Annotated in this window: 18 protein-coding genes and 1 pseudogene; 7 read left to right on the top strand and 12 right to left on the bottom strand. The window is 65.1% G+C overall.

Annotated elements, in window-relative coordinates; all coding sequences use genetic code 11:
• Positions 1-50: 50 nt before the first annotated feature.
• Both ACFQU3_RS00095 and ACFQU3_RS00090 read left to right on the top strand, forming a co-directional pair.
• Entirely contained in the window at positions 51-1121 is a 1071-nt protein-coding gene (locus ACFQU3_RS00095; RefSeq protein ID WP_385904658.1) for a serine/threonine-protein kinase, read from the top strand.
• 449 nt (positions 1122-1570) lie between these two features.
• Positions 1571-3874, top strand: a complete 2304-nt coding sequence (locus ACFQU3_RS00090) for a hypothetical protein (RefSeq protein WP_385904655.1) — start codon at positions 1571-1573, stop codon at positions 3872-3874.
• A 971-nt stretch (positions 3875-4845) separates the two neighbouring features.
• Here the strand turns inward: ACFQU3_RS00090 and ACFQU3_RS00085 are convergent.
• The 3 genes from ACFQU3_RS00085 to ACFQU3_RS00075 all read right to left on the bottom strand — a co-directional run bounded on the left by ACFQU3_RS00085 (position 4846) and on the right by ACFQU3_RS00075 (position 7526).
• Positions 4846-5919, bottom strand: a complete 1074-nt coding sequence (locus ACFQU3_RS00085; RefSeq protein ID WP_385904653.1) for a DUF6602 domain-containing protein — start codon at positions 5917-5919, stop codon at positions 4846-4848.
• A 91-nt stretch (positions 5920-6010) separates the two neighbouring features.
• The gene (locus ACFQU3_RS00080) at positions 6011-6961 is read right to left on the bottom strand and encodes a hypothetical protein (RefSeq protein ID WP_385904650.1); all 951 of its coding nucleotides are present in this window, start codon (positions 6959-6961) and stop codon (positions 6011-6013) included.
• Between the two features lie 355 nt (positions 6962-7316).
• Positions 7317-7526, bottom strand: coding sequence for a hypothetical protein (locus ACFQU3_RS00075; protein WP_385904647.1), 210 nt, complete (start codon positions 7524-7526; stop codon positions 7317-7319).
• Positions 7527-7814: 288 nt separating this feature from the next.
• Between ACFQU3_RS00075 and ACFQU3_RS00070 the strand changes: the two genes are divergently transcribed.
• The 3 genes and pseudogenes from ACFQU3_RS00070 to ACFQU3_RS00060 form a co-directional block, all read left to right on the top strand.
• Entirely contained in the window at positions 7815-8756 is a 942-nt protein-coding gene (locus tag ACFQU3_RS00070; protein WP_385904644.1) for a DUF4062 domain-containing protein, read from the top strand.
• 470 nt (positions 8757-9226) lie between these two features.
• A complete protein-coding gene (locus ACFQU3_RS00065) occupies positions 9227-9607 on the top strand; it encodes a hypothetical protein (RefSeq protein ID WP_385904641.1) in 381 nt (126 codons plus the stop codon).
• A 772-nt stretch (positions 9608-10379) separates the two neighbouring features.
• Positions 10380-10463: pseudogene (locus tag ACFQU3_RS00060) on the top strand (hypothetical protein); the annotation flags it as partial.
• A gap of 44 nt (positions 10464-10507) precedes the next feature.
• On the opposite strand, the gene ACFQU3_RS00055 reads toward ACFQU3_RS00060, so the two are convergent.
• The 8 genes from ACFQU3_RS00055 to ACFQU3_RS00020 all read right to left on the bottom strand — a co-directional run bounded on the left by ACFQU3_RS00055 (position 10508) and on the right by ACFQU3_RS00020 (position 20452).
• Positions 10508-11497, bottom strand: a complete 990-nt coding sequence (locus tag ACFQU3_RS00055; protein ID WP_385904639.1) for an acetylxylan esterase — start codon at positions 11495-11497, stop codon at positions 10508-10510.
• A gap of 83 nt (positions 11498-11580) precedes the next feature.
• Positions 11581-13977 (bottom strand): glycoside hydrolase family 2 TIM barrel-domain containing protein, encoded by a 2397-nt coding sequence (locus tag ACFQU3_RS00050; RefSeq protein ID WP_385904636.1) that lies wholly within the window; start codon positions 13975-13977, stop codon positions 11581-11583.
• Positions 13978-14109: 132 nt separating this feature from the next.
• Positions 14110-15180, bottom strand: coding sequence for a pyridoxal phosphate-dependent aminotransferase (locus ACFQU3_RS00045; protein ID WP_385904633.1), 1071 nt, complete (start codon positions 15178-15180; stop codon positions 14110-14112).
• A gap of 177 nt (positions 15181-15357) precedes the next feature.
• Positions 15358-16044, bottom strand: a complete 687-nt coding sequence (locus tag ACFQU3_RS00040; RefSeq protein WP_385904630.1) for an RraA family protein — start codon at positions 16042-16044, stop codon at positions 15358-15360.
• A 107-nt stretch (positions 16045-16151) separates the two neighbouring features.
• Positions 16152-16946, bottom strand: a complete 795-nt coding sequence (locus tag ACFQU3_RS00035) for a carbohydrate ABC transporter permease (RefSeq protein ID WP_385904627.1) — start codon at positions 16944-16946, stop codon at positions 16152-16154.
• Between the two features lie 98 nt (positions 16947-17044).
• Positions 17045-17875 (bottom strand): carbohydrate ABC transporter permease, encoded by an 831-nt coding sequence (locus tag ACFQU3_RS00030; RefSeq protein WP_385904624.1) that lies wholly within the window; start codon positions 17873-17875, stop codon positions 17045-17047.
• A gap of 205 nt (positions 17876-18080) precedes the next feature.
• Entirely contained in the window at positions 18081-19385 is a 1305-nt protein-coding gene (locus ACFQU3_RS00025) for an ABC transporter substrate-binding protein (protein ID WP_385904621.1), read from the bottom strand.
• Positions 19386-19840: 455 nt separating this feature from the next.
• A complete protein-coding gene (locus tag ACFQU3_RS00020; RefSeq protein ID WP_385904618.1) occupies positions 19841-20452 on the bottom strand; it encodes a TetR/AcrR family transcriptional regulator in 612 nt (203 codons plus the stop codon).
• 620 nt (positions 20453-21072) lie between these two features.
• Between ACFQU3_RS00020 and ACFQU3_RS00015 the strand changes: the two genes are divergently transcribed.
• Positions 21073-21660 carry a GNAT family N-acetyltransferase gene (locus ACFQU3_RS00015; protein WP_385904615.1) on the top strand — a complete coding sequence of 196 codons (588 nt, stop codon included), beginning with the start codon at positions 21073-21075 and terminating at the stop codon, positions 21658-21660.
• A 679-nt stretch (positions 21661-22339) separates the two neighbouring features.
• Entirely contained in the window at positions 22340-22552 is a 213-nt protein-coding gene (locus ACFQU3_RS00010; RefSeq protein WP_385904612.1) for a hypothetical protein, read from the top strand.
• Positions 22553-22939: 387 nt separating this feature from the next.
• On the opposite strand, the gene ACFQU3_RS00005 is transcribed toward ACFQU3_RS00010, so the two are convergent.
• Complete coding sequence (locus ACFQU3_RS00005; RefSeq protein WP_385904609.1) at positions 22940-23866, bottom strand: methylenetetrahydrofolate reductase; 927 nt, start codon at positions 23864-23866, stop codon at positions 22940-22942.
• Between the last annotated feature and the right edge of the window lie 204 nt (positions 23867-24070).

The following is a 24070-nucleotide window of genomic DNA, read 5'->3' as shown; positions in this document are numbered from 1 at the left end:
ATAGCCGAGGCTGCCCGGAGGACGGATTGACCGATATCCCCAAAATGCTCATGGACGACCGTACCCTGTCGTTCATGCCCTCAGTCCCGGTCTACCCACCGGGCACCACGATCAACGACCGCTACGAGCTCCGCCAGAAACTTGGAAGTGACGGGCATGTCTATGAGGCATTCGACAGGACGCTCCAGCGCGTGGTCGCCCTCAAATTGCTGCATCCCGAGAAGTCGGGTCTGGCCCAGCCGTGGGATGAAGCGCAGCGTTTGGAGCACCTTCGCAGTAGGTTCCTGATCGACGTCCTCAACGCCGACGTGATCGTCCAGAGCGACATCCGATACATCGCGACCCCCCTCGTAACCGGCGGAGACCTCGAGGCTGCGGCACGGCCCTGCGGCCTCTGGTTTCACGACGCTGTGCGATTTGCCCAACAGGTCGCTTCGGGCATCGACCGCATCCACGCCGCTGGGATGGTGCATCGCGACATCAAGCCGGCGAACGTGCTCCGGAACGGCGACAACATCTTCGTCTCTGATCTTCAGTTCTGCGAGATTGTGGCTGCCGACGGACGGGCCGAGCGGAACGGCAGTTGGTGCACCCTGGCTCCCGAGACGGCGGCCGACCATGGCTATTGCTCGGTGAAGTCAGATGTCTACTCTCTGGGCGCCACAACCTTTTATCTGCTTAGCGGCGAGTATCCAGTCGATCACCGGCTACCTCTCGGGGAACAAAAGGACCGGATCGAACGAGGAGAGTTAAGAGAGATCCGGATTGTCGCACCTCATGTGTCCCAAGCCGTCGGAACGGTGGTACGCAAGGCGGTGCATTTCGATCCCGATCGTCGGTTCGAGTCAGCGGAAGCCTTCGCGAACGCGTTGGCGCACGCGGCAGGCGACACGCGGAACTGGCGGCGAGTCGAGCATCAGGGCCACGTGCACTGCTGCGAAGGTGACGCACACCGGGGCCGTGCGGCGGTGAGGGTGTGCTGTGTGCCCGCCGGAGATGCGGTGACGGTAGAGGCTCGACAGGCTGAGTCTGGTCGACGAATCGCTAACCTTGCGGACGCGTCCGTGAGCAAGGCCAAACTGGCGAACCACCTGCAGCGGCTGGTCAGGTCTCTTGGATGACTGACTGAGCTTCTACACAATCTCGATACCAGCAAGGTGGTGTAACTCCACTGGCTTCGGGGAGTTGCCGACTCGCGATACGAAAACGATGCGTCACTTCGCGGCGCAAGGCACCCAGTAGGCCGAGCGTCGCAGCACCCCTACCTACGCGGCCCTCACGAGACGTTCCACCCTAGAAGCGGGCTGGCTGTTGGGGTTCTGGCCATTCACCTTGAAATGCAGGCGACCTTCAACGATATCCTCCGCAGCACCGGATCAGGCAAACTTCACCTATGCAGCCGAGCCACGTCGCATCCCCAACTTTTCAAGGATTGCGGACGACCCTGCGCCCGCCCCGGGCTGTCGTGGTGTTCAACGGTGACGGGGCCTGGCTCAGCCACGCTGCCCAAACGCTCTACGAGTGCAGGCGCGTTTGGGGTGGAAGCGGGTTCATCCTGATTCCTCATCACATGGGCAACGTCCTCCCTGCGCTCGTAAGGCTCGCCGCCGCCTACGACCCGGACTACGTGGTGACGGCCCAGACCACCATCGGCCAGCACGAGGCCATGTACCCCGGGGCCTTAAGGGTCAAGGGCGAGGACGGCGAGATGCTGGGCGGGGAGCAACGGACCAATGCACTGCGCTACTCGCTCGACAGCACGATGGGCGACCCGAACGCGCGCGCCGCTCGAGACCTGATCGCCGCCGCCTGCACCCCGCACCGATACATGATGCCGCGCGACGACGGCGGCGAAGAACCGCACGAGCAACTGGAGGTCCTGAGCCTGCGAGACGAACGGTTCGGCGGCCACCAGCCCCTGTCCCGCACGCCGGTGGCGTTGGATGCGGACGCGCGGCTCAATACAGGGGTCCCGGCCGATATTCAGGGCGCCTGGGGGCTTGCCGCGGCTGTGCGCTACGGCTTAGGTGACCCGCCCGTGCTGCCGTTCGAGGACGCATCTCCCATACCGTTCAACACCGCGAAGTCCGTCATGAGGCGTGCTCTCCCCTCTGGGCGGAGGTACGGGCCGTTCAGCGACGAGGGCGACACCTGGACTTCGGCCTGGGAACCGAGCGAGTCCGCCACCGTCCGCGTCCAGCCATGGCAAGCGAGCCGCAAGCAGCACCTCGTAGTTGTCGGCTGTTCCGCCGACGACTTCGCATTAGCTCAGGGCTGGCACGTCCTGTTCGGCAACTCATTCTGGATTCCCGAAGACCCTCCGTTCTCAGAGAAGGTCACCAATCTGGTCCTGTGGGGCTTGGGCCAGGACATGCTCTCGGACATCGAGTACCACCACCGCCAGGCCGTCCTCACGAGCACCACCTTGAACAACGAGCAGGTCCAAGCGGTCGCTGACAACTGGGTAGAACGACGTGTGCGGGTCGTTACTTCCTGGGTGACCGAGGACGGCGAGACCGTCCGCGACGAGTCGGGCGAGAAGGAGTCACCGGTTCCGCGCCTGCTGAGGCCTGACGACCTCGACTTCGCGGACGGCGGTCTCCTGGTCGTGCGCGACCAGTACGACGTTCCGCTCGCCCTCCCAGCGACGACGGACGAGTACGGCCAGATCAAGCTCCTGGTCGATCTCCCACCGTTGGCGCCAGCCCATCCTGACCTCGACGCCATCCCGGAGATCACTTGGCAGATCGATGTGGACACACCAGACTTTCGAGCTCCTCGGATGCGCGGGGTGTCACCACAAGTCCTCCAACACGGGGAGAACTCCCGCGAGTCCTTTGTTCGGTCATCGCGCAACGGGCTGTCCTGCTACTCGGCGAGCTGGGGCCTCGTCATGGCCGGCTCAACGCGCACCCAGGCGATGGCGAAACCTCGCCTCCAGTTCCCAAGCATGGTCACCTGGGCCGGCGCGATGGCCTCTGCCCACGGACTCTCCACTCGCTTCTCCCCCGCCGGTCAGCGGGTTGAGGTTCTGCGCAGACTGTGGGGCAGTCGCCGCCATTTGACGCAAGACTGGTCAGGGCCCCTACGCCCGATGCTTCTGGCCTTTCACACCAAAGTGAAGCGAACTTCCGATGCCTTCCCCGCGCACGATGGCATGGTGCTGCGAACTCCCGACGCCTACCTGTCCTTCGCCGCCATGTCGCGGCTCTGCTGCACAGCCGGCCAAGAGGCCACAGTCGAACTGCGAGGGCACGTCGACCGGCTCTGTGTCCTCGGGGTCTTACGCCGCGGGCTCATACTGCGCTGTGGGTCTTGTTTCGTGTTCAGCTTCATCACGGTGGATGACCTCCGTTCGACCAACGCCTGCCATCGGTGCGGCGCTGCCAACCCGTTGATGCGTGAGAGATGGGGCACGCCACTCGACGAGCCAACTTGGTGGTACGACCTGCACCCCGCCGCGCGGGAATTGCTCGCGGCAGACGCGGGAGTGGGCCTCTTGGCAGCCGAGTACCTAAGGAGTAAGGCGCGCTCGTACGACGACGTGAGCGAACTGGAGTTCGTGCGCGGGATGGATCCGGTAGCCGAGGCCGACCTGCTCGCTGTCGTGGACGGGCGCGTCGTACTCGGGGAGGCCAAGACCACCCCGAAACTAGGTACGCGGAGCGAGCGTGCAGCGAAGGCGAAGAAGCTCGCGACGATCGCCGCTGCCGTGCGTGCCGACGAGCTGCTGCTTTGCACCACGTCGTCGACCTGGTCGGCCGTCGACGTTGCGGCGATCTCGACCGCGCTCGACGAAGCCATCCCCGAGGTGGCGATGCGACCGTCCATCCGAACCATCGTCGGTTTGGGCTCAGTCCCGCTCGAGGAGTGAAGTTCTCGGACGACAGATACGTAGGGCTCCACTCGATGGACTCTCGGGGTGACTCCTTCGCTCATTCAAATGGTGGACCAGGCGCGTCAAACCGCCGCTTGTCGGAGCGCACGGTTGCACCCACATGCCGATGACAGGAAGCGAAGAAAATCCGGGGAAGTCGCGGATAGGGCCTGCTGATACGTGGCAGGCTCCGTGGATGACTGTCACTGTGACGATCCGCCCTAACGGAGTTCGTACTGAAATCAGTGATCTGCCATGGGAAGGCCGGGGTGCGGGCTATCGCATAGTCGGCGCAGCGATTGGCGCCACTCGCGAGGGTCAGGTGCAGCACATCGGCCGCGGCGTCTTCACCGTATCCCGGTCGCACACTCCGCGGCTGATCGAAGCCTTGGCTGGGCGATACGGGCGCATCCGTGTGATCCAGCACGGCGGACAGACGAAATGCGTTGAAGCGTGCTGGAAGAGTCGACATCCTGAGAAGGCCTGGGAGTGCTCGTGCTCGTGTGCGGGCGCCAATCACGGTAGCGGCCAGCCGCTGGATCTGGTCGTCGACGACGCCGGACCCGCCGGGGCACTCTCAGTGTCGAGGGCAGCAGTTCGGGAGTGGTACTACCCGGCATAGCGTCGTTAGCCTACGCCGTAAGGCGGGGGCCGAATGCGAGGTGCTGCCGGGTTGGCGGTGACCAAGAGATTGGCGGAGCCCGTGCCAAGTTCCGGTTTGGCTGTCCTTGGGTCGTGGGTGATTGCGCCAGGACGAGCCTGTCCGCCATGAACCGGGCCCCCGAGAGCGCTGACGTCCTTACCGTTCGCGAAAAAGTCCGAAACGGACCACAGCCCGCATATCCGGTGGTAGGCGTTGACCTGTTGACCGCTGAAGCGCAACGGTCTGTCTCTCGCCGCCAATAGCCCGAGCCCGAGCCCAACATGTCAACGGGGACATCGGCGCCTCGCAGGAACGGCGGCTTTCGCTAACCCTCGCCCTCACCCTGGGCACGCCTGCGCTGTGCTTGTTCGTATGCGTCGGCTGCCGCTTTGTATGCGGCAGCATCCTGCAGGTCGGGGCTCGCCTCGGAGCACGGCAACATGTTCCAGTGATCAGTGACGGGGGCCTCATGCCGAAGCTCCGCCCCGTACTTCCTGGCAACTCCGTGCGCGAACAGCACCGTGCCCGTCAAGTGGGAAAGAAGACCGCTGACGAACAGGTAAAAGGCGCTGAACTGCTCACCCTCGCGCTCTCGGAACAACGTCGGATACAGCGGCAACTCGTCGTCGAACGCGGTGTGGCGAGCCGTCATTGGGTGGCCGGTCTTGGGGTTAGTAGTAGCAAAACTGACGTAGCCCACACCCAGCACGACTAGAGCGTTGACCAAATGGGCCCGGGGAAGCTGGCCGTTGATAGCGACAAAGCGGTGAACCAGATCTTCCAGATCCTCGTCCTTCGCGAGACCGCCTGCGACGATGGCTGTGAACACGCGCGAAGGATCATCGGCGCTGGCAAACGCATCACCGCGATTCTCGACTACCCGGTTGAGCGACGGCGACGGATCGACGTGGAGCCGACTTACGCTCACCAACTTCTGCATCGCGGCCTCTAGAGATCCGGCGCTCAGGCTCTGCTTGGCTTCAAGCACGCCGTACACCCCGTCGATCGGATAGTGCCAGCGCCGAGACTCCCCAGTCGCACCGGCCTTAATGGCTGGAAACCAAGTGGCGTTGTAGATGACCACGTCGCAGTCGCCAGCCGAAAAGCCTACAGAGTCGGAGACCACTCCGGCCCTCACCGAATACCGGTCAGGAAGCAGCCGCGCCACCTCGTCACGCAAGATGTCCTCAAACCCAGGACCGGAGTCGAAGTTGTCGATGTTCATGCGGCGCTCCAGATCCGCACGCAGCATGAGGATGCGTTCAACTCCAAGGCAGCGCTGGAAGAAGGCCTGCTTCAGCGAGTCCTTAGTGAGTGGTCTTGGGAACCAACCCTCAGAGTTGGGATCGCCCAGTGGGGGGTCCCATCCTTCTTGTTCCTCTTGTGCATCTTCCACCATGCAGTCAGCGTAGAAGGCTCGTAGCGATTAGCGGGCTATCTCAACGCCACCTGATTGCGACGAACGGCGCGGTCGTGCCGAAGAGCGCGCCCTACCCAAAGACCCCTGAGACGGCCAAGTTCATCGCCGCCTCCGCAGCCCCGGACGTTGCTGCCGCGAGAGCGCCAACTCCGACCTTGGCACCCAGCGCCTTAAGTCGCTCGCCCTTGGCCTTTACCTCGTCGGCATCCAGCTGGTCCCGGCTCGCAGCCTCCTTGAGGTCGTCCACCGCGTCCAACAACTCTCGGCGGGCGCTCTCATCTTCGACGGCATCGGCGTATGCCTGAACTTTGCCAAGCACGAGGATGACGTCGTTCAGGCTTACCCCCTCCTGCTCCGCCTTCGCGCGTTTGCCGACTGCCACCGGCCCGCTGGGCCCGGCGATGTGTGTGTTGTACGTGTCACCCATATGCATCACCTTCGCGGCGAACGCGGCATCCACCGTCGCACGAGTAGGCAGTTCCGTCAGGGGGACGTCCGAAGTCAACTCGGCGACAAAGTCCACGAGCGTGTTCCGAACCCGACCCAGGATCCCCGCCACGAGGGCCGGTGACAGCGCCCAATACATCCGCAGTACTTCTTGAAACGGGCCGAGCTGTTGGGACCACATTTGAGCGGCAGCCGGCATCATGCCGCTGCTCATGGTGATCGTTTCGTCCTTGACTACCCACGCCTCAAGTTCGTCTACGGGCTGCCGAAGTAGCAGCTCCTCAGGGATGAACTTCCGGACACCCTGAGGAATCTGAAGATACGACAGAGCCTGTTGGGTGCTGTGCCAGCGCCCGCTCACTGAGTCGATCGAAATCGGAACTCTGCCTACGTTCCTGTAGTCCGGCAGGACGTCCTCGTCGCCGTAACCGTTCAACTCACGGCGCGCCCAATCGCGCAGTGCATCAGAGCCGGTCTCCGCACCGAGCACCAAGCACTTCCGGAGGAGACCGGCGAGGGACTGAGACTCGTCTAGCACGTGCCCTCGCAGCGACTGAAGCAACGTGTCCACCATTCGCGCAGGCTACGCCAAGGAAGTGGCACGCAGGCGGGGCCGACGTGGGCACGTCTCAAGCTCAGACGGTGACGCGGGACGTCCGACCCTGCCGCGTTGAGGACGGGACGTCCGACCCTGCCGCGCTGAGGGCGGCTACGCTCGCCCGATCATGCCCCTCCGCGGGTGAGGCTCGCACCCGCGAGTCAGCGTTCGTCGAGATGAAACTGCTCACGCAATGCCTCTGACTGGCTTGCGTCAAAGCACTCGATCCGCATCGATCGGCCATCCCACTTCATCCATCCCTGAGACTAGTCGTTCAACTCGTCGCTCAGAGCTTCGTCGCTAAGCCAGCTGTCCGTCTGAAACCCGTCGCTCATAGCATGTGCAGAATCACGAACTCCTGGGGTTCAGACCAGCGTCGCCACCAGAGGCGGCCAGCGACCAGCCGGCGTTCGCGAGCAACTTGAACAAAGACCCGCATCACTGGCTCACCATTGTCGGAAACCACAGCACCGCGGTCGCGGTAGGGGTCGATGCGGTGATCGACCACCGCTCCGTCGAAGTCCGAGGGCCGCCAGGGCATGCCCGCAGTCTCGCATCGCGGCCGTATCGCTGATGACCGACGAGGAGGCGCGAGAAGAGGGCCGCTCCCATCTTGCGAAGTGTCAAGACGCTCTCGCGATCCCTGAGGGCAGACGCGTTCAACTTGGCTCCATCGACCCGGGGACGACCTGTGTACGAAGACTTCAGCGGGACGCATCGTCGCTTTGACTGTCACCGCAGCACCTACACCGAAGCTGGTGCGCTTCAACGTGATGGTGTGCAACAAGGCCTAAGCCAGTCCTGTCGCCCCTTCAAGTAGCCTCAGCCCATGCCCTTCGCCGCCCACGTCATCAAGGTGTTCATCGCCTCGCCTGGTGACGTCACGCCGTTCCGCGATGCCATCGAGCGCGAGCTGCACGAGTGGAACAGCGAGCACGCCGAGGACTTCGGCATCATGCTCTTGCCCATCCGTTGGGAGATCGACGCCGTGCCCGGCCAGGGCGGAGACGGCCAGATGCAGATCAACCACCAACTGGTCGATGAGGCCGACATCCTCCTCGGCGTTTTTCACGCGCGACTTGGGCAGCCGACCCCTCGCGCGGTGTCGGGAACAGCGGAAGAGATCGAACGCATGGACGCGGCGAAGAAGCCAGTGCACCTGTACTTTTGCAGCGCGCCGCTCCCGAACAACGCTGACGTCAAGCAACTCGCCGGCATGCGAGAGCTCAAGACCAGCTTGCAGGCTACGGGACTGACGTTTGACTTCCCCGACGTAGAAGCGCTCCGCCGACTCGTGCGCAGGACGATGACTAGCGACGCACGTCAGGTGCGGAGGGCAACCCAAGCAAAAGTCGCAGTGGGTGCCAGAGCCGAGCCGAAGCTCTCTCCCGTCAAGCAAGACCTGTTTAACGACCTTCGGCTGCCGGTGCCGGAAGAGCTCGAAACTGATGATGGGAATGAGTTCGAACTCACACTCATCCGTGAGAAGGGTTTTGGGCCAGACGGTTCCCCGCGAATCGAGGCAGAGCTTTTTGTAGCCAATGGCCTCGGCGTTGCAGTTCACGGGCTTCGCGGCACGCTACGTACTCGCCAAGGCAACGAACCATTCATGAGCTTCGAGCTACACCGTCTTGCCGCGCAAACCGCTCACGGCGTGACGCTCGAGTACCGGCCGGAGTTGCGAGACGCGACCGCGGATCTCGTCTGGCATCAAGACGATTCCGTGGGCTGGCACATCGCCGAGAACCTGCCAGTTACTCTCGGCAACTAGGTGCCGTAGTTCCCCGCCGGGCGTCTACCCCAGACTGGCCTTCCAATCGTCACGGCTCTTCAAGACGCATGCCCGCATCGGATTCGTGTTGGCAAGCGCGACGACTCGGTCGCCATCCCGGTGCTCGCACTGCACAGACCAGTCGACATAGTTCTGTCGTCCCTCGCGCCGCATCTGCAGCCCAAAGTCGACATCCGGCCCAGCAGTCTCGATCGGACCGGACGCTGGGACGTCAACTGAGTACAGCGATCCACATCCTCCATACTGTGCCGGTCCGCTCTTCCCCAGACATCCGGACATCAACCGCTAAGCGCGCTAGGCCCGCGATCACGCTCAGGCTGCGTGGGGCGTTGGTGGAGCCGGCATGGGGCAGTTCCAAGGTGCTCAGCACGCCTCGCGACTCGACTCGGTTCGAGCGGCTTTACCACCGCCAGCGCGCGGGCTTCGGTCCACGCCTAACCGATGACGCGTTGACGTGGTCACTGCTGGCCGTTCCAGGTCTCGCCTTCGTCACCGTGACGCTCGTGCGCCCACGACCCCGCGTGCCCGCCTCGCTGCTCTGGTCGGGCCCGTGGTCGCCCCTGCCGAGCCTCGTGATGCGGCTTCTGCGGCCCTACGATCCCGGGTTGGCCGGCGCCGCCAGCATCGCCGCGGCCTACCTCGGGGCTGGCTGGTCACTGCTGCGCGGGGCGGGCCAGGGCCTGGGGCCGCTGCTCATCGGGCCGGACCCGTACGTGGACTGGACACTCCTTGTCCACGGCGTGCGATCAGCGCCCTGTTCGGGTTTCTGGTCGTCCTGGTGGTTGTGCTTCCCCTGGGAGCCGCCCTCGATGCCCGACGGGCCTGGGTGAGCGACCGACTGGAGGCACGCCGGCTGCTCGCCTTCGCGGTCGCGGTGCTCGGCGTCGTAGTGACGATCGCGTCGCTGGTCATGGTCAGCCCAGGCCCCGGTAGGGACGATACTCAGCCAGCCCGGAGCCGCCTGGAGAACATGGCCTGGGCGGCACGCGCTTTCGCGAGCCTGCTCGCAGGGACGTTCGACTCACCCGCTTCCACACCGGCAACGTGGGTTGCACGCGCGGGCTTGGCGCTCTTGCTGGCATCCCTCGCCCTGTACTGGTGGCCAACCCGGAGACGCACGACTTAGGCACGCGCGAAGCGCGGGCTGCGTAGCGATCTGCCACATCGCGCTCATGCGGATCGCGCGAAGCCGGCGGGATCCCTAACTCCAGAGCCGCGGACAAACGCCCCGTGATGCTTGACTCGCCTCGTGGATACCGCGGACCTGGCAAAGCTTGCGCCAGAACTGATGGAGAGGCATCCGGGACACACGTGGTCCGTGCAATCCGCCGGCGGTCCGCGTACGGACCTTCGCGCCGAGGTTCGGCTCATAGCGGACCCGTAGCGAGTTGCTGTCGTGCACGTCCACGCCGGCGCCGAGGTGTACCACGTCGACTTTGAGGGTCACACCGACACGGACTTCGCCTACGAGGACAGTGATCGCATCGAGGCCTTCCAGGGTCGGATCGATCTTGCCGCAGCTGCCACGCGAGGTCCCACACGGGTGACCTTGCGGTTTGCTGACGGCGTCGTGGTGTACTCGCAGCTGGTGCTCGACCCGGACGGACCCAACCGACTCGAGGGACGGACCACCTCCTGGCCTCTGCGGCGCCTGAAGGCACTTGTGCAGGGGCACCGTCTAGCTGAGAAGGTCGTCGACCTACCGGCGGTCCAAGGCTGACGCGCACTACTCATGACGGCATCGCGCGCTCGCGCAGTCTCGCGAGCCACTCCGCTTGCCTGGTCTGCTGGAACGCTTGACCGCCCTCGTGGTCGTTGTACTCGTAGACCACGATTTCCTTCGGCCCGGCGTATGAGTTGAACGCGGCGAAGACCGTCGACGGCGGGCAGGTCTGGTCCATGAGGGCCACCGAGAACAAGGCTGGTGAGGTGGCCTTCCGGGCCAGAACCGCCGCGTCGAAATAGCTGAGCGTCCCGAAGACGCGAGCCGTCCGATCGCGGTGGGCCTTGAGGTAGCGCACGATCTCGCCGTACGGGTCGCCCGGCGCGATCCGTGTCGCCCGCCGGAAGTCGCAGAGGAACGGCACGTCGGGCATCACCGCCATCGGCGTCTTGGCGAGTGCGGCCACGGCCAAGCTGATTCCGCCGCCTTGGCTGCCACCGGTCACCGCGACGCGGTCGCGGTCCACGATCGGCTGTTCGCGCAGCACCTCAAACGCGCGTACTGCATCGACGTACACCCGCCGGTAGTAGTAGTTCGCCGGGTCCTCGATGCCGCGCGTCAGGTGGCCCGGCTGCGACGGTGCCGAGCCCACTGGGTCGGCAGTGTTGCCGACAGCCCAGCCACTTCCTTGCCCGCGCGTGTCCACGACGAGAGTGGCGTAGCCGGCGGAGGCCCAGAAGACGTACTCGTGCGGAAGTCCGCGACCGCCGTTGTAGCCCTGGAACTGCAGAACGGCAGGGAGAGGGGTGTCGTCGCGCAGTGCCGTGGCCGGGAGGTGAAGCCAGGCGTTGACCGTGTGACCACCCCATCCTCGGAAGGAGAAGTCGAACGTCTCGACGGTGACCAGGTTGGACGTTCTGCGCGTCACTGAGGCGTCGAGGTCTTGGTGCCCGGCCTCCGCCAGGGTGTCCTGCCAGAAGGCGTCGAAGTCTTCTGGGACGTGAAGGGGTGGAAGGTAGTTGCGAAGTTCTTCCAGCGGCAGGTCGGTGTGCGGCATCAGCGCTTCGCCCCCGGCGTTGGGGCGCGACGCAAGGACTCGAGTCTGTGGTGGGCCACGACAGCCATCAGCGCCTGCATGTGTCACCGCGAGGCGGTGTCGAGATCGTCGACCGCCCGGTCTTGGACCACGCCGATCTGGAGTACTGCGTCTGGGATTCCCTCGGCTCGAGCGGTCACGGTGACCTGGCCGGCTGCCCCGGTCGCGCGAATGGCCGCGAGGGCGCGCCCCTTGTATGCGGTGGCGGTGCGCCCGAGAAAGCTGTCTTCTGTTGCTGGGGCTCCGGTACCGAATCCCTGGAGGACTGCAGGGCCGTCGACCTCGATCGTGATGCTCCTGTCTCGGTTGGGGTTCGGAACGCCGTGTTCGTCGACGAGCGAGATGTCGACGTAGGCCAGCTGTTGGGGGTCGGGGCGCAGCTCGGTTCGGTCCGCGTCAAGCTGCAGGCGCGTGGGTTCGCCGGCCGTGTGAAGGGCGGAGCGACCGACCTCCTCTCCCCCGCGGTAGGCGACGACTTCCAGGGTGCCGGGCTCGTACGGCACCTCGGCCTCGGCCACGAAGCTCCTTTCCGCACCGATCGGCACGGTCGCGACCGTTGTGCCGTTGAGTCGGAACTCGGCCTCGTCGGCGGCACAGTATGCCTCCACGTGCAGCGGTGATCCCGCCGCGATGTCGAAGGTCCAGCTTGGGACCACGTCGCTCCAGGTCCATGCCTTCGGCCTGATGATGTACCCGTCCTCACGGGGTCGTCGAACGGCGACGTAAGGGTCCCGGCGGAGGCCGTAGACGACCTCCCGGTAGTAGGAGATCGGCTTGCGGTGCCCGGTGATGTCCAGGTCCCCGCACTCCGCGGTGAGCCAGGGGTAGGGGGCGCGGTGTACCTGCTCGTCCTCGGGGTAGATGTGGCGGCCGGTGCCGACTTCGCCGAGGAAGTCCCAGCCGGTCCAGGTGAAGTCGCCGATGACGTGGGCGTTTTCGGTCACGAGCTTCCAGAGCTGGTCGATCTTGGTCGGGAACGTCTCGGAGCCGACGACGACGCGGTTGGGGAAGGCCGCGTGATCCTGGACGTAGCGGCTCTCGCCGTAGTTGAGTCCGACGACGTCGAGCACCGACGCGGGCTCGATGAGCCGCTCGCCCACCACGTCTGACGCCATGAGGGCATCGATGAGGTTGGTCAGCTGGCCGAGGTAGTCATTGAGGCCTCGGATCTCCTGGTGCTGCTGCGTCTGCGCCTTGAGTGCGGGGATCTTGTCGCGGGCGATGTACATGCCTTGCAGCGCATGGGTGACCGGGCGTGTGGGGTCTTGTGCACGTACGCGGTCAGCGAGGCGCCGTCCCCAGCGGGCACCGTGGGAGGTTCCGGCCTCGATGATCTCGTTGCCGATTGAGTACATGATGACGCTGGGATGGTTGAAGTCTTTCGCCACCATCGCGTCGATGTCTCTTTCCCACCACTCGGGGAACCGGCGGGAGTAGTCGTCGGCGGACTTGGCGACGGTCCAGACGTCGAAGGCCTCGTCCATCACGAGCATTCCGAGCCGGTCACACGCATCCAGCATGGCTCGGCTCATCGGGTTGTGGGCCGATCTCAGGGCGTTGAAACCTGCGGCCTTGAGCAGACGCACCCGGCGTTCGGAGGCATCGGCGAAGTCGGCGGCACCCAGGATGCCGTGGTCGTGGTGTACGGCAGCGCCGCGCAGCTTTACCGTCTCGCCGTTGACCCGCAACCCCCGGATGGGGTCGACCGTGACGCTGCGGATGCCGAATGCCGTGGAGGCCTCGTCGCCTGGGTCGGCGTCTTTGTTCAGGTGCACGGATGCCGTGTACAAGGTCGGCGAGTCGACGCTCCACAAGCTGGGGTTGTGGATGTAGGCGCGCTGGCGGGCGGTGATCCGTTCCCCGGGTAGGAGTGTGGCTCGCGACTCGTCTGCAGCGACGACTTCTCCGGCAGCGTCATGGATGTGGAGATTGATCTGCACCGTCCGTACTGCGATGCCCTCGTTGACGATCTCCGTCGCCACGACAACCGTGGCCAGATCCGAGTCGATGTCTGTCGTCGTAACCTTCAGGCCGGCGGGTGCGATGTGGACCAGGTCGCCAACGAGCAGGTGAACCGGTCGGTGGATGCCTCCACCGGAGTACCAGCGGGAGTCCTCGTGCGCCTGGGCATCGACGCGGATCGTGTTGGTTTGGCCGTACGTCAGGTAGGCGTCGGCGCTGATGTAGAAGGTGGAGTACCCATTGGCCCACTGGCCGGCGAAGGCTCCGTTGATGTAGACCATGGCGTCGCGGTAGACGCCTTGGAACTCGAAGGTGACTCGTCGGGTTCTCCAGGCCTGCGGCACCTCGAACTGCTTCTCGTAGGTCCACTTGCCGTCCCGGAAGTAGCCGGTTTGCGGCCCGCCGGAGTGGTCGGCTGATCGACCCGCGCGAAGCATGGCGTCGTGGGGCAGCGTGACGGTTTCCGTCCCGGCGTCCACGACCGCAATGGCTTCGTGTACGGAGGTAAGTGGGCCGACGCGCCAGCCATCGTTGAAGGGTATGCGAATCAATGGACTTCCTTACGTCGTGGTGTGAACGACCCGAGCCTCGATGGCGTGGCGAGGGCAGGCCTAGAGCTCTTTGACGACTTCGGCGAATCGGCGCATGCCTTCTCGCAAGGATGCCTCGTCCGTGGCGAACGAGAGCCGGACGTGCCCCTCACCCGAGGGGCCGAACTCGGAGCCTGCGCGTACGAGGACGCCGCCTTCGGCAAAGCGGCCCGCCAGCTGTCCCGACGTCAGGCCGCTGTCGATTCGGGGAAACGCATAGAAGGCACCCTGCGGCGGCACGACGCTCACGGTCGGCATCTCGTTCAGAAAGGACATCACCAGATCTCGGCGGCGTTCGTAGGAGCGTGCCAGCTCTTCGAGCTCATCGTCCTCGATGTCGAGGGCGACACGGCCGGCATCCTGCACAAACGTGTTCATCGGCCCGTTCAACGTGCGGTGCACGAGGTTGATGGAGGCGGCCACCGCTGGCGCCGCACACGCAAAGCCGAGCCGCCATCCGGTCATCGCGTACGACTTGGAGAAGGTGCCGACGAGCACGACGCGATCGATCACATCCGTGAGGCTCATTGCCGACGTGAAGGGAACGCCGTCGAACACGATGTCCCGGTAGGCCTCGTCGGAGAGTAGGAAGAGGCCGGGGTTCGATGCGAGGATCGCGCCGAGACCCCGCACGTCGGACTGCCCGAACACGGCTCCGGTGGGGTTTACCGGGTTGCAGAGCACGATCATGCGAGCCTTGGGGGCCTCGGCTGCGATCCGCTCCAGATCCAAGGTTCCGTCCGGCAGATTCGAGATCCACACGGCCTCGGCGCCCACCATGGCGAGGTGGTCGACATACAGCGAGTACGTCGGCTCGGGAACCAGCACTCGATCCCCGGGGCGTACGAGCGCAAGGACAGCGGAGGCCAGGCCCGCGCTACCGCCATGGGTGACGACCACGTTGCGGTCGTCCAGGGCCAGCCCACTCTGCTTCGAGAGCCGCTCCGCGAGTGCTTCACGCAGAGGAGCGGAGCCGGTGATGGCCGCGTACCGGGTTCGGCCATCCGCCAAGGCTTTGACGGCTGCATCGCGAATGCGTGGGGGCGTGCCGGCATCCGGCTCCCCCATCGCCAGGGAGATCGCCCCGCTCACGGTGGCCCCGAGCGAAGGCGGCCGGCGGGACGCGCGTCTGATGCGCTCGGGCAGGGACTCAGGCGGTTGCATTGGGCGAGTTCTCAAGACGGTCTCCACCGTTCGTCATCAAAGGGCAATGTGTCGAGGAAGGAACAGAAATCTCACAGGTGCCGGCACGCTTGATCCGGTGGCCGGTCAGGAACCACGTTGTGCCACGGAGCTTTTGGCCTGGTGTCGCATGTCGTTCTCACGTTGCGCGATCTGCGGGAGCTCGGCGGCGGTCCGCCGGGCCCTTGAAAGGGGCACCACGACGATGCCGTCCGCGTCTGCCACAACGATGTCGCCGGGGTTGACGACCACACCTCCGATGGCCACGGGTGTCGCGACCGCTCCTGGGCCGTTCTTCCACGGCCCCGCAGGGACCACGCCGCGGGACCACACGGGAAAGCCCTGCTTCCGGAGGTCGTCGCGATCCCTGACTGCTCCGTCCACGATGGCCCCGACCGCGCCTCGCTCCGTGAAGTAGTGGGCAAGGATGTCGCCCATGAGTGCTCGACCCTGATATCCGAAGCCGTTGATGACAACAAGGTCGCCGGGTTGAACATGCGCCACGGCCTCGATCACCGCCAGGTCATCTCCTGCGACCGTCAACACTGTCAGGGCGCCGCCGACCGCGCGGCAGCCCTCCCAGATGGGTGAGAGCCCACCATCGGGCATTCCGAGCCTGCCCTGCGCATCACCGACTTGGGCTGTCCCGTACCTTGCGAACTGCTCCACCAGGCCAGCGTCTGGTCGCTGCCACGGGGCACCGATCTCCACGTTGCCTTTTGGGGATCCATCAGCGTCGCCCGTCGTGGTCAGGGCGTAGTCCATGGTCATCATGTTTCACCCTCCTCACGGCAGGCCGCATGAATCTGGTTGCGTGTCATTGCTGCTCCCTTGGTCTTCGGGTCGCCGGACGAGCTGCCCGCGCCCTCTGTCACGCGCTGCTACTTGACGCTTCCTTCGGCCAGGCCAGCACGCCAGAACCGCTGCAGGCTGAGGAACGCGATGATGAGCGGCAGGACTGAGAGGAACGCGCCCGTGATCGTCACGCTGTACGGGATCCCGCCGTTGACCTGGTCTCGCCAGTTCGCCAGACCCACGGTGACCGGCTGCAGTGTGTCGCTGTTCAGCATGATCAGCGGCAAAAGGTAGTTGTTCCAGATGACGACGAACTGGAACAGGAAGATGGTCACCAGCGCAGGCGCCATGACACGGCCCGCGATCTGCCAGAAGATCCGCGCCTCGCTGGCGCCGTCGACACGGCCGGCCTCGAGCAGCTCATCGGGCACCGAGGCAGCGGCGTACACGCGGGCGAGGTAGACCCCAAAGGGACTGACCACGCTGGGCAGAAAGACCGACCAGTACGTGTCGACGAGGTGCAGCTGGCTGAACATGAGGTAGAGCGGTAGGGCGAACAGGATGTGTGGAATCAGTACGGCGCCGAGAACGACATTGAAGATCAGGTCCCGGCCGCGGAAGGCGTACTTCGCGAGTGCGTAGCCGGCCATTGCCGATAGTGCGGTGCTCACTGCGGCGCCGCCGACGCTGTAGAAGATGCTGTTCAACACCCAGCGCGCGTAGATCCCATCCTGCTGGGCAAAGACATCTTGGATGTTCTGCCACAGGTCGAAGTGCGAGAACCACAGGCCGTTCGTGGTGAAGAGGTAGCTCCTGTTCTTCGTTGAAGCCACGAGCAGCCACCAGACGGGCACGAGCGTGTAGAGCGCAAAGAGGCCCATGACCGCCAACGCGACTGGTCGACTAGCAGCGACGGCGACACGTTCTCGTCTGGGCAAGCTCACACGCCGAGCAAGCGGGTCCGTGGAAACCTGGGATGTCATGTGAGCGACCCCTTTCGCTGCGTGATCTTCAAGATCGTGAAGGACAGGGCGAACGTCAGCACAGCGAGGGCGATCGACTGCGCGGCGGCGTAGTTGTAGTTGTTGAGGTCCGCTGCCTCTTTGACGGCCATGATGGGCGTGAAGTGGGCCGTGACGGCCGGGGACACCTTCTGCAGGATCGCTGGATCATTGAAGAGCTGAGCGATGCCGATGATGGAGAACAGCAGGGTCAGGACGAGTGCAGGACGCACCAACGGGATCTTCACGTACCACGCGAACCGCCACCCGGTGCAGCCATCAATCGCGGCAGCGTCGTGAAGCTCACTGGGAATGGCTTGCAATGCGGAATAGAGAATCAGCATGTTGTAGCCGGTGAAACCCCACGTGATCATGTTGCCGATCGAGGCCAGCACCAGCTCGCCGGACAGGAAGTTCACCTCGAGGCCCAGACGCTGCAGCGGCTCGGTGAACGGGCTGGTGCTCCGGGTGTACAGAAACGACCACATGATCGCCGCAATGACGCCGGGCAACGCGTACGGCAGGAAATAGATGAGACGGAACGTGCGCTTGAGCGGCGCGGCCCTCGAGTCCAGCAGGAGAGCGAGCGCCAGGGCCAGGCCCAACATGATTGGCACCTGCACGATGGCCAGCATGAAGACCCGCACGATGGACGACAGGAACTTGTCGTCGTGAAGCGCCGTCGCGTAGTTCTCCAGCCCAGCAAAGACGTCTGTCGGTTCCTCGAGCCCCAGTCCGCTGCGCTGCAGCTTGAACAAGCTCTGGTACAGAGCCCATCCGATTGGGGCGAGCATCGTCGCGGCGAACACCAGGCCGAACGGTGTCAGGAACAGAAGCGCGGAGCGTGCGGGCTGCCTCCGTTCAGCGCGTCGCGTCCCTCGCCGAACCGGAGCCGGATGAGGAGCTGTGCCTCGATACAACGTTGTGGCCATGTCCCTTCCCATCATCGAACCGTGGGTCGCGGGCCCGGCCGGCAGAGCCGGCCGGGCAACCGGTCCTCATCGAACGTGTGCGTCACTTGGCGACGGCGAGGCCTTGGCCCGTCATCGTCGTGACGGTGTTCGTCTGCAGCGTGGAGACGGCCTGCTGCATGCTGCCCTGTCCCGCGGCGGCCTTCTTGAGCTCGTCCTTGAAGTCGCTCTGCACCTGCGTCATGGTCGGTCCCCAGCGCCAGTCGGTGCTGATGTTGCCGGCGGCCGCCTTGAACACCTGGTAGATGTCTTGCCCGCCGAAGTACTTTGACGGCTGGTTCGCAGCGGGGAGGTCCATGCCGCTCTTGGCCGCGGGATAGATCCCCGTGTTCTGGATCAGACTGGTCACGCTCTCGGGGTTGCTGTTGAACCAGACGGCGAACTCGGTCGCCTCCTTCGGGTTCTTGCACCCCTTGAGCACAGCAAGGGCCGATCCGCCTCGGTTGCCGGCCGCACTGCTTGCCGCCGTCCACTGTGGCAGCGGCGCGACGGCCCACTTCCCGGCGAGGTCGGGCAGGTTGCTCGAGATCAGCGGGACGGCCCACACGGCGCCGACCAGAGACAGGATCCGGCCCTCCTGGACACCCTTGAACCAGCTCGTGTCGAAGGGCGGCTCAGTCGCGGCGAGCTTCTTGTCGAGCAAGCCCTGCCAGTAGTCCGCGACCTTCTGCGTCTCAGCACTGTCGATCGTGACCTGCCACTGGTCGTTGGCGGTGCCGAACCACTTTCCACCTGCCTGCCAGGTCAACGCCCCCATGTCGTAGGCATCTTGGGGTGTCGCCGCGAGATGCGTCGTCGGGCTGGCGGCGTGGACCTTCTGGGCCGCAGCAGCGAACTCATCCCAGGTCTTCGGTGGGGTGATGCCGAACTTCTTGTAGAGGTCCGCTCGGTAGTACAGGGCCATCGGGCCGATGTCGGTGGGGATGCCGAACACCTTTTCCCCGACGCTGGCCATCTGCCAGGCCCACGGCACGAACTGGTCCTTGCTGGCGTTGGCATACTCCGAGACATCAGCGACGGCGCCCGTCGCCACGAAGGTTGGCATCGTGTCGTACCCGACCTGTCCGAGGCAGGGTGCGTTCCCGGCCTTGACGGCGTTCTGCATCTTCGAGTACCCGCCGGAGCTGCCGGGGGGAATCTGGCTGTACTTGACCTGAACGTTCGGGTGCGACTTGTTCCACAGCGCCACCGACTTGTCGAGCCCGATCGCGGCCCCCCAGAACTCCACGGTCACCTTCTCGCCGCTGGCTGATCCCGCTTCACTGCTGCCTCCACCGCAGGCAGTCACCGAGACCAGCGAGGCGGTCGCCGCGGCCACGCAGGCCGCCTTGCTCCATCGTGAAGCCATTGGAACTCCTTCCGCGGACCGCTGTTGCTCAGCGGTCTGCATTCCTCGAGCACGTCTTTGAGCCGGAATGACACTATGTGCGAGATGAGTCCTACTTAAGCGGCCCAGAACGGCCAGTTCGACGATCCCCCCCAGCGTGCCGCCGCTACGAGAATGAGCTGCCCCGCTGCGGCTAAGTACGACTACGCTCTCACTTTCAGCAACTATGGGCCCACCGCAAGGCCGCTGTCAAGATGTAGTACCGGCATCGGTCTCGCGGCCTGCCCATGCAAAGTCGACCCCCTCGGTGCATGGCCGTCGGGCGGGCGGCATCACGCCGTTGGCATTTCGATCACGGCGAGCGAGTCGTCGGCGCTACGGCACACCGGCAGAACAGTCGAGGGCGCCGGATGTGAAGGGGGCCGCCGCCCGCCTGATTCGCTTTGGCGAGGCGGCTGGCCCCCGGCCGTGGCCTGTCAGCCGTTGCTAGCTGCCGTCGAGATGGCGCCTGCCTTGCGGCGCGCGGCTTTGCCCCCGACTGCCTGGAGGCGCGGTTCGGCCCACCCCTGGAGCGCGCCATAGTAGGCACCGATGAGACGGGCGACAGCCTCGGACTCCTCCATGCCGGAGTCCATCAGGTCAAACAGCTCGCGGGGATCGAAGAGCACGTTGTGCAGGAAGAGCGCTGAGTTGAACTGTTCGTCGCCCAGCTGGAGCTGACGCAGGACTCCGCGGATCGGCCTTTCCCAGGCGTCGCGGACGACACCGATGAGCTCGTCATTGTCCATGAGCCGCCGCAGGAACCCTTTGTGTGACCGCAGCTGAACGATCGCCGGCCCATGAACTGTGAGCGAACGCGCCCAGTAGTCGACGACGTCCTCGAACAGCGCCGCACCGGTCTTGGGGCAGTCATGGCTGTAGTCGCGCAGCTCCACCACGAGCTCTCGGGCGTAGCTCGTGAGCAGTTCCTCGAGCGAGGGGAAGTACCGATACGCGGTGGCCACGGACAGACCAGCCCGCTCGGCCACAAGGGGCATGGTGACCGCTTCGGGTTCAGTGGCGAGAACCTCGCCGACTGCGTCGAGCAACGAGCGCCTATTACGGAGCGCGTCTCGGCGCGGCGTGCGATGCCTACGCCGCACTTCTGCGGGTCCCGAGGGCACCTCAGCGCCCATTACGCCGCCCACAGATCAGAGAGCCCGCTCTCAATACCATGGCATCGAAAGTAGCACGCCACGCGTGCCGAGTCCGCGGCATGGTCGGCCGAGCGAACGCCGGGACGACCAGCGCCAAAGGTTGGGGCGGCCTCTTACTTTGCGCGTACTTTGCGCGCTGCGCCCCGCGCGCGCCACGCGTAGCATCGACTCCTTGGCGCATCGGATCTTCAGCCGGACGCGTGCTCATCCAGCACGACCAGAGCGCCGGCGACGACGCGCAGCTACGTGGTTCCAACACGCATCAGTCCCATAGCTACGATTCCGCCAGCGTCGGTGGGCCGCGCGCGATCGTCGTTCAAGACGCGGGGGCCGGCCGCGTCTTTTCGCCGCCTGCCGGGCGACTCGATATGGAAGACCAAGTCACGCAAGAACCCGCTTGATTGCAGAGCCTGACGCGGCCCGTGGTCCTCGCCGGCGACGGGCGCGCGCGGCCTTGACAGCGTGGGGACCAAGGAACACTGAACGTCCGCAATCGGGAGTACCTTGCCGACATGTCCGACTACACGATCAGGGCACTCACGCCGGAGACCTTCGGCGACTTCGCCGCTCTCGTCGAGCGAAACAAGGGCATGTTCGCCAGCTGCTGGTGCACCTGGTTCCACCCCGAGGACCGGGAGCCGGACAGCACTGCCGAGGACAACCGGGCGTTCAAGAAGCGTCGCGTGGGCGAGGGAATCGCACACGCGGCGCTGGTCTACGAAGGCGACCTCGCCATCGCCTGGGCTGAATACGGAACACCCGAGGAGCTGCCCAACATCCACCACCGCAAGGAGTACCTCGCCACCGCCGAGCGACTCCCCGACTACCGGGTCACGTGCATCCAGGTCGAACGCGCCCATCGAGGTCATGGCCTGGCGGCGGTCGCCCTGCGCGGAGCCGTCGAGCTGATCGCACAGGCCGGCGGAGGACGGGTCGAGGGCTACCCCCATGACACCGGCGGTGTTAGGAAGAAGAACTCGTCGTTTCTCTACAACGGCACCCGCGCGATGTACGAGCGCGAGGGCTTCACCTACGACCGGCCCAAGGGCCTGGGGAACTGCGTGATGGTGCGCGAGGTCGCCCCGAACACAAGGGACTGAAGTGATCCGGCACCCTATGTGGAGACGACTGCTACCCGCCACCGGGCCGTCTCCAAGAGGTGCGCCGCTTCGTCACGATCGCACCTCCGCGTCGGTCGATACAGCTCCTCGCCGCCGTCCGGGCGGTGCGTCGTTTCGCCGCAAGCCGGGCCCCGGCTTCCGGGCGTTGTTTACCGGATCTGCCGAATAGCGGACGTTGCCCTTGGGGACGTGGACGTGGCGGTCGTGCCCATGAGCGCGGGTCGTACCTCATCCGTCAAACCATTCGGAGACATCTGCCCCATTACGCAACGATCAACGCGGACACCTTGTCTATCAGGCATGCTGCGTGTCAGTTCAGCTTCAACCGGCAGATCCACGCAGGAGGCCTGAACGGAAATGGTTGTCTGTTCAGGAATCGGCTACGTCGGCGGCCCCATGTACGACGTTGACAACTAAGCCGGCGAAGCTACTGCGGCGACCACCGGCAAGATCGGCCAGTACCGAGAGGAGTGGGTCAGTGAATCGAGGGCTCGGTGTCGCGGCTGTGAGTGGCCTGATCGTAGGTGCCGGTGTCGCGGGGTGCGGGACGTCGGCGGGTGCCGCGCCGGGGTCAACGGCCGGTTCCGTGGTCTGTCCAACTACAGGATCGGTCAAGGCGTCCGATCTGGGCCGGCTTGCCCCGTGCGACCTGTCAGGCATGGAGATCGTGATGGACGTCTGGACGCACGGCCACGTCGGTGGGGCGGTCCAGAACGTCGGCGAATGCAGTTCGGCCAGCGAGGGCACCCCGGTTGTGGTCTGCACCTTCGCGGGGCCCGTCGGCACCGGCGGCTACGTCGGAGCTGGTTCGGCCAAGGTCTGGTTCGGAACAGAAGCAGCCATCACCGAGGTGAAATCCAGCGCCAGGTAAGAGGCCGAATCTCGCTTGGGAACGCCGCCGCGAGTCCCCTCTAGGACCGGTGCAACGGGTACGGCTGCCTTCGCATGGCGACGGCAACGCGCGGACAGGCCGCATACAGCGCGATCCTGCCGATATGCGGTCTTAGGGTCGGGATCCGTCCGGCAGGGCGGTCGCCGGAGCCGCCGGCGGCAGGACGTCCGGGGGGTGTTTCGTCGGGTCCTTGAGCCCGTTTGCGACATGAGCGCTCTGATCTGCCCCCGTTGGCAGCCCCGTGTGTCGCAATCGGTGTCCGACAAATCCGCGCGCCCATCTGCCCCCCGTCCGCCCGGCCGGCGATGCCCAAGACTCGGCGTCTCGGATTGCCATTAGTGGACGGCCACGGACGGCTATGACGGGTCAGTCCGGCCGGCGGAGTTCGGCCTGCAGGCGGGCGGCGAGATTCACCGACGACTCGATCTCAGCACGCCGGATCGAGACGCTCTCGACGTTGAGCCCGAAGGGGACGCCGAGACGTCGGCAGTAGGCAATCAGCTCACGAGCCATCGCCAGCGCTTGCTCGAAGGACGCGTCGAGGGTGTCGTTGGCATGCCGAAGTTCGTTCTGGATCCAGCGCGGTACGTCGACGCCGAGCCAGCTGAGGAACTCGAGTGTCTTCATCGACCCGCACACCGAGAAGGTGAACACGATCGGGACCGGATCCAGGCCTCGAGCGGCACACTCATAGCGATAGTCCGAGACAAGGTTCTTCGCCGCGTTGACGTCGTAGACCACTTGGGTGACAAAGAAGGCGCAGCCGGCTGCCTGCTTGGCGAGCAGTCGCAGATGCTCATCGCCATGGCGCGTGTGGCGCTCAGGGATCGCGACCCCGCCGAGCAAGAGGTCAGGCTTCACCTGGGACCGCAGCTCCTGGGCGCGCCTCAAGGACGTCGCAACCGGCTTGTCGCGTGACGAGGTCCCGACGAAGACCGACATGACCCGATCGGGCTCCTGTGCGTGGAGCCATGATCGGAGCTGGGGCTCGGCGTATTTGCCGACCGCGCGGTAGACAACAACCGGGACGCTCCAGTCGTTGAGGTGCCTGGAGAGGTACTCCGCCGGGTCCATGGTCGGCAGAAACGGGAAGGGCCGCTGCTCTGGGTTTCGGTCGCTCTCGTCGTCGATGTCGTAGAGCACTAGGCCGTCCAGGTCCAGCGCCTGAAGGCGCTTGGCCGTGACGTCGGCGATCTCTTGGCTCTTCTCCGGGGAGGTCGCTCGCCGTGGCGGTGTGAGCGCGAAGAGGAGGAACTCGCCCTGACGTTCGACGATGCGCCGCTGAAGATCCACGCCGCGACCGTAACGGACTGAGCGTTGGCGCCGTCCCGAACCGGACGGACATGCCGCGAGTCGCGCGGTTCGGAAGCCGCGTCATATCGGCTCCCTTCTGTTGTCAACCGGTGGCGTCGAGTGTGTTGATGCGGTCGGTCTTCCGTGGCGTGGGTGCCGGGCGTAGCGTCGGTTGTGCGGGTCCGGGAAGTGGCTGATCCGAAG

This window comes from Terrabacter sp. GCM10028922, from assembly GCF_042666095.1.
Taxonomy (GTDB): Bacteria; Actinomycetota; Actinomycetes; order Actinomycetales; family Dermatophilaceae; genus Terrabacter.
The sequence above is the reverse complement of the archived record's forward strand: the minus strand, read 5'-3'. Positions and strand labels throughout refer to the sequence as shown.

What these genes read in the sequence shown, in the direction of transcription:
- ACFQU3_RS00055 (WP_385904639.1), bottom strand. Translation starts at nt 11,497, where the DNA reads ATGCCGCACACCGACCTGCCGCTGGAAGAACTTCGCAACTACCTTCCA.
- ACFQU3_RS00035 (WP_385904627.1), bottom strand. Translation starts at nt 16,946, where the DNA reads ATGGGCCTCTTTGCGCTCTACACGCTCGTGCCCGTCTGGTGGCTGCTC.
- ACFQU3_RS00085 (WP_385904653.1), bottom strand. Translation starts at nt 5,919, where the DNA reads ATGGTGGAAGATGCACAAGAGGAACAAGAAGGATGGGACCCCCCACTG.
- ACFQU3_RS00010 (WP_385904612.1), top strand. Translation starts at nt 22,340, where the DNA reads ATGGAGATCGTGATGGACGTCTGGACGCACGGCCACGTCGGTGGGGCG.
- ACFQU3_RS00070 (WP_385904644.1), top strand. Translation starts at nt 7,815, where the DNA reads ATGCCCTTCGCCGCCCACGTCATCAAGGTGTTCATCGCCTCGCCTGGT.
- ACFQU3_RS00095 (WP_385904658.1), top strand. Translation starts at nt 51, where the DNA reads ATGGACGACCGTACCCTGTCGTTCATGCCCTCAGTCCCGGTCTACCCA.
- ACFQU3_RS00080 (WP_385904650.1), bottom strand. Translation starts at nt 6,961, where the DNA reads ATGGTGGACACGTTGCTTCAGTCGCTGCGAGGGCACGTGCTAGACGAG.
- ACFQU3_RS00040 (WP_385904630.1), bottom strand. Translation starts at nt 16,044, where the DNA reads ATGATGACCATGGACTACGCCCTGACCACGACGGGCGACGCTGATGGA.
- ACFQU3_RS00090 (WP_385904655.1), top strand. Translation starts at nt 1,571, where the DNA reads ATGGGCAACGTCCTCCCTGCGCTCGTAAGGCTCGCCGCCGCCTACGAC.
- ACFQU3_RS00015 (WP_385904615.1), top strand. Translation starts at nt 21,073, where the DNA reads ATGTCCGACTACACGATCAGGGCACTCACGCCGGAGACCTTCGGCGAC.
- ACFQU3_RS00075 (WP_385904647.1), bottom strand. Translation starts at nt 7,526, where the DNA reads ATGCCCTGGCGGCCCTCGGACTTCGACGGAGCGGTGGTCGATCACCGC.
- ACFQU3_RS00025 (WP_385904621.1), bottom strand. Translation starts at nt 19,385, where the DNA reads ATGGCTTCACGATGGAGCAAGGCGGCCTGCGTGGCCGCGGCGACCGCC.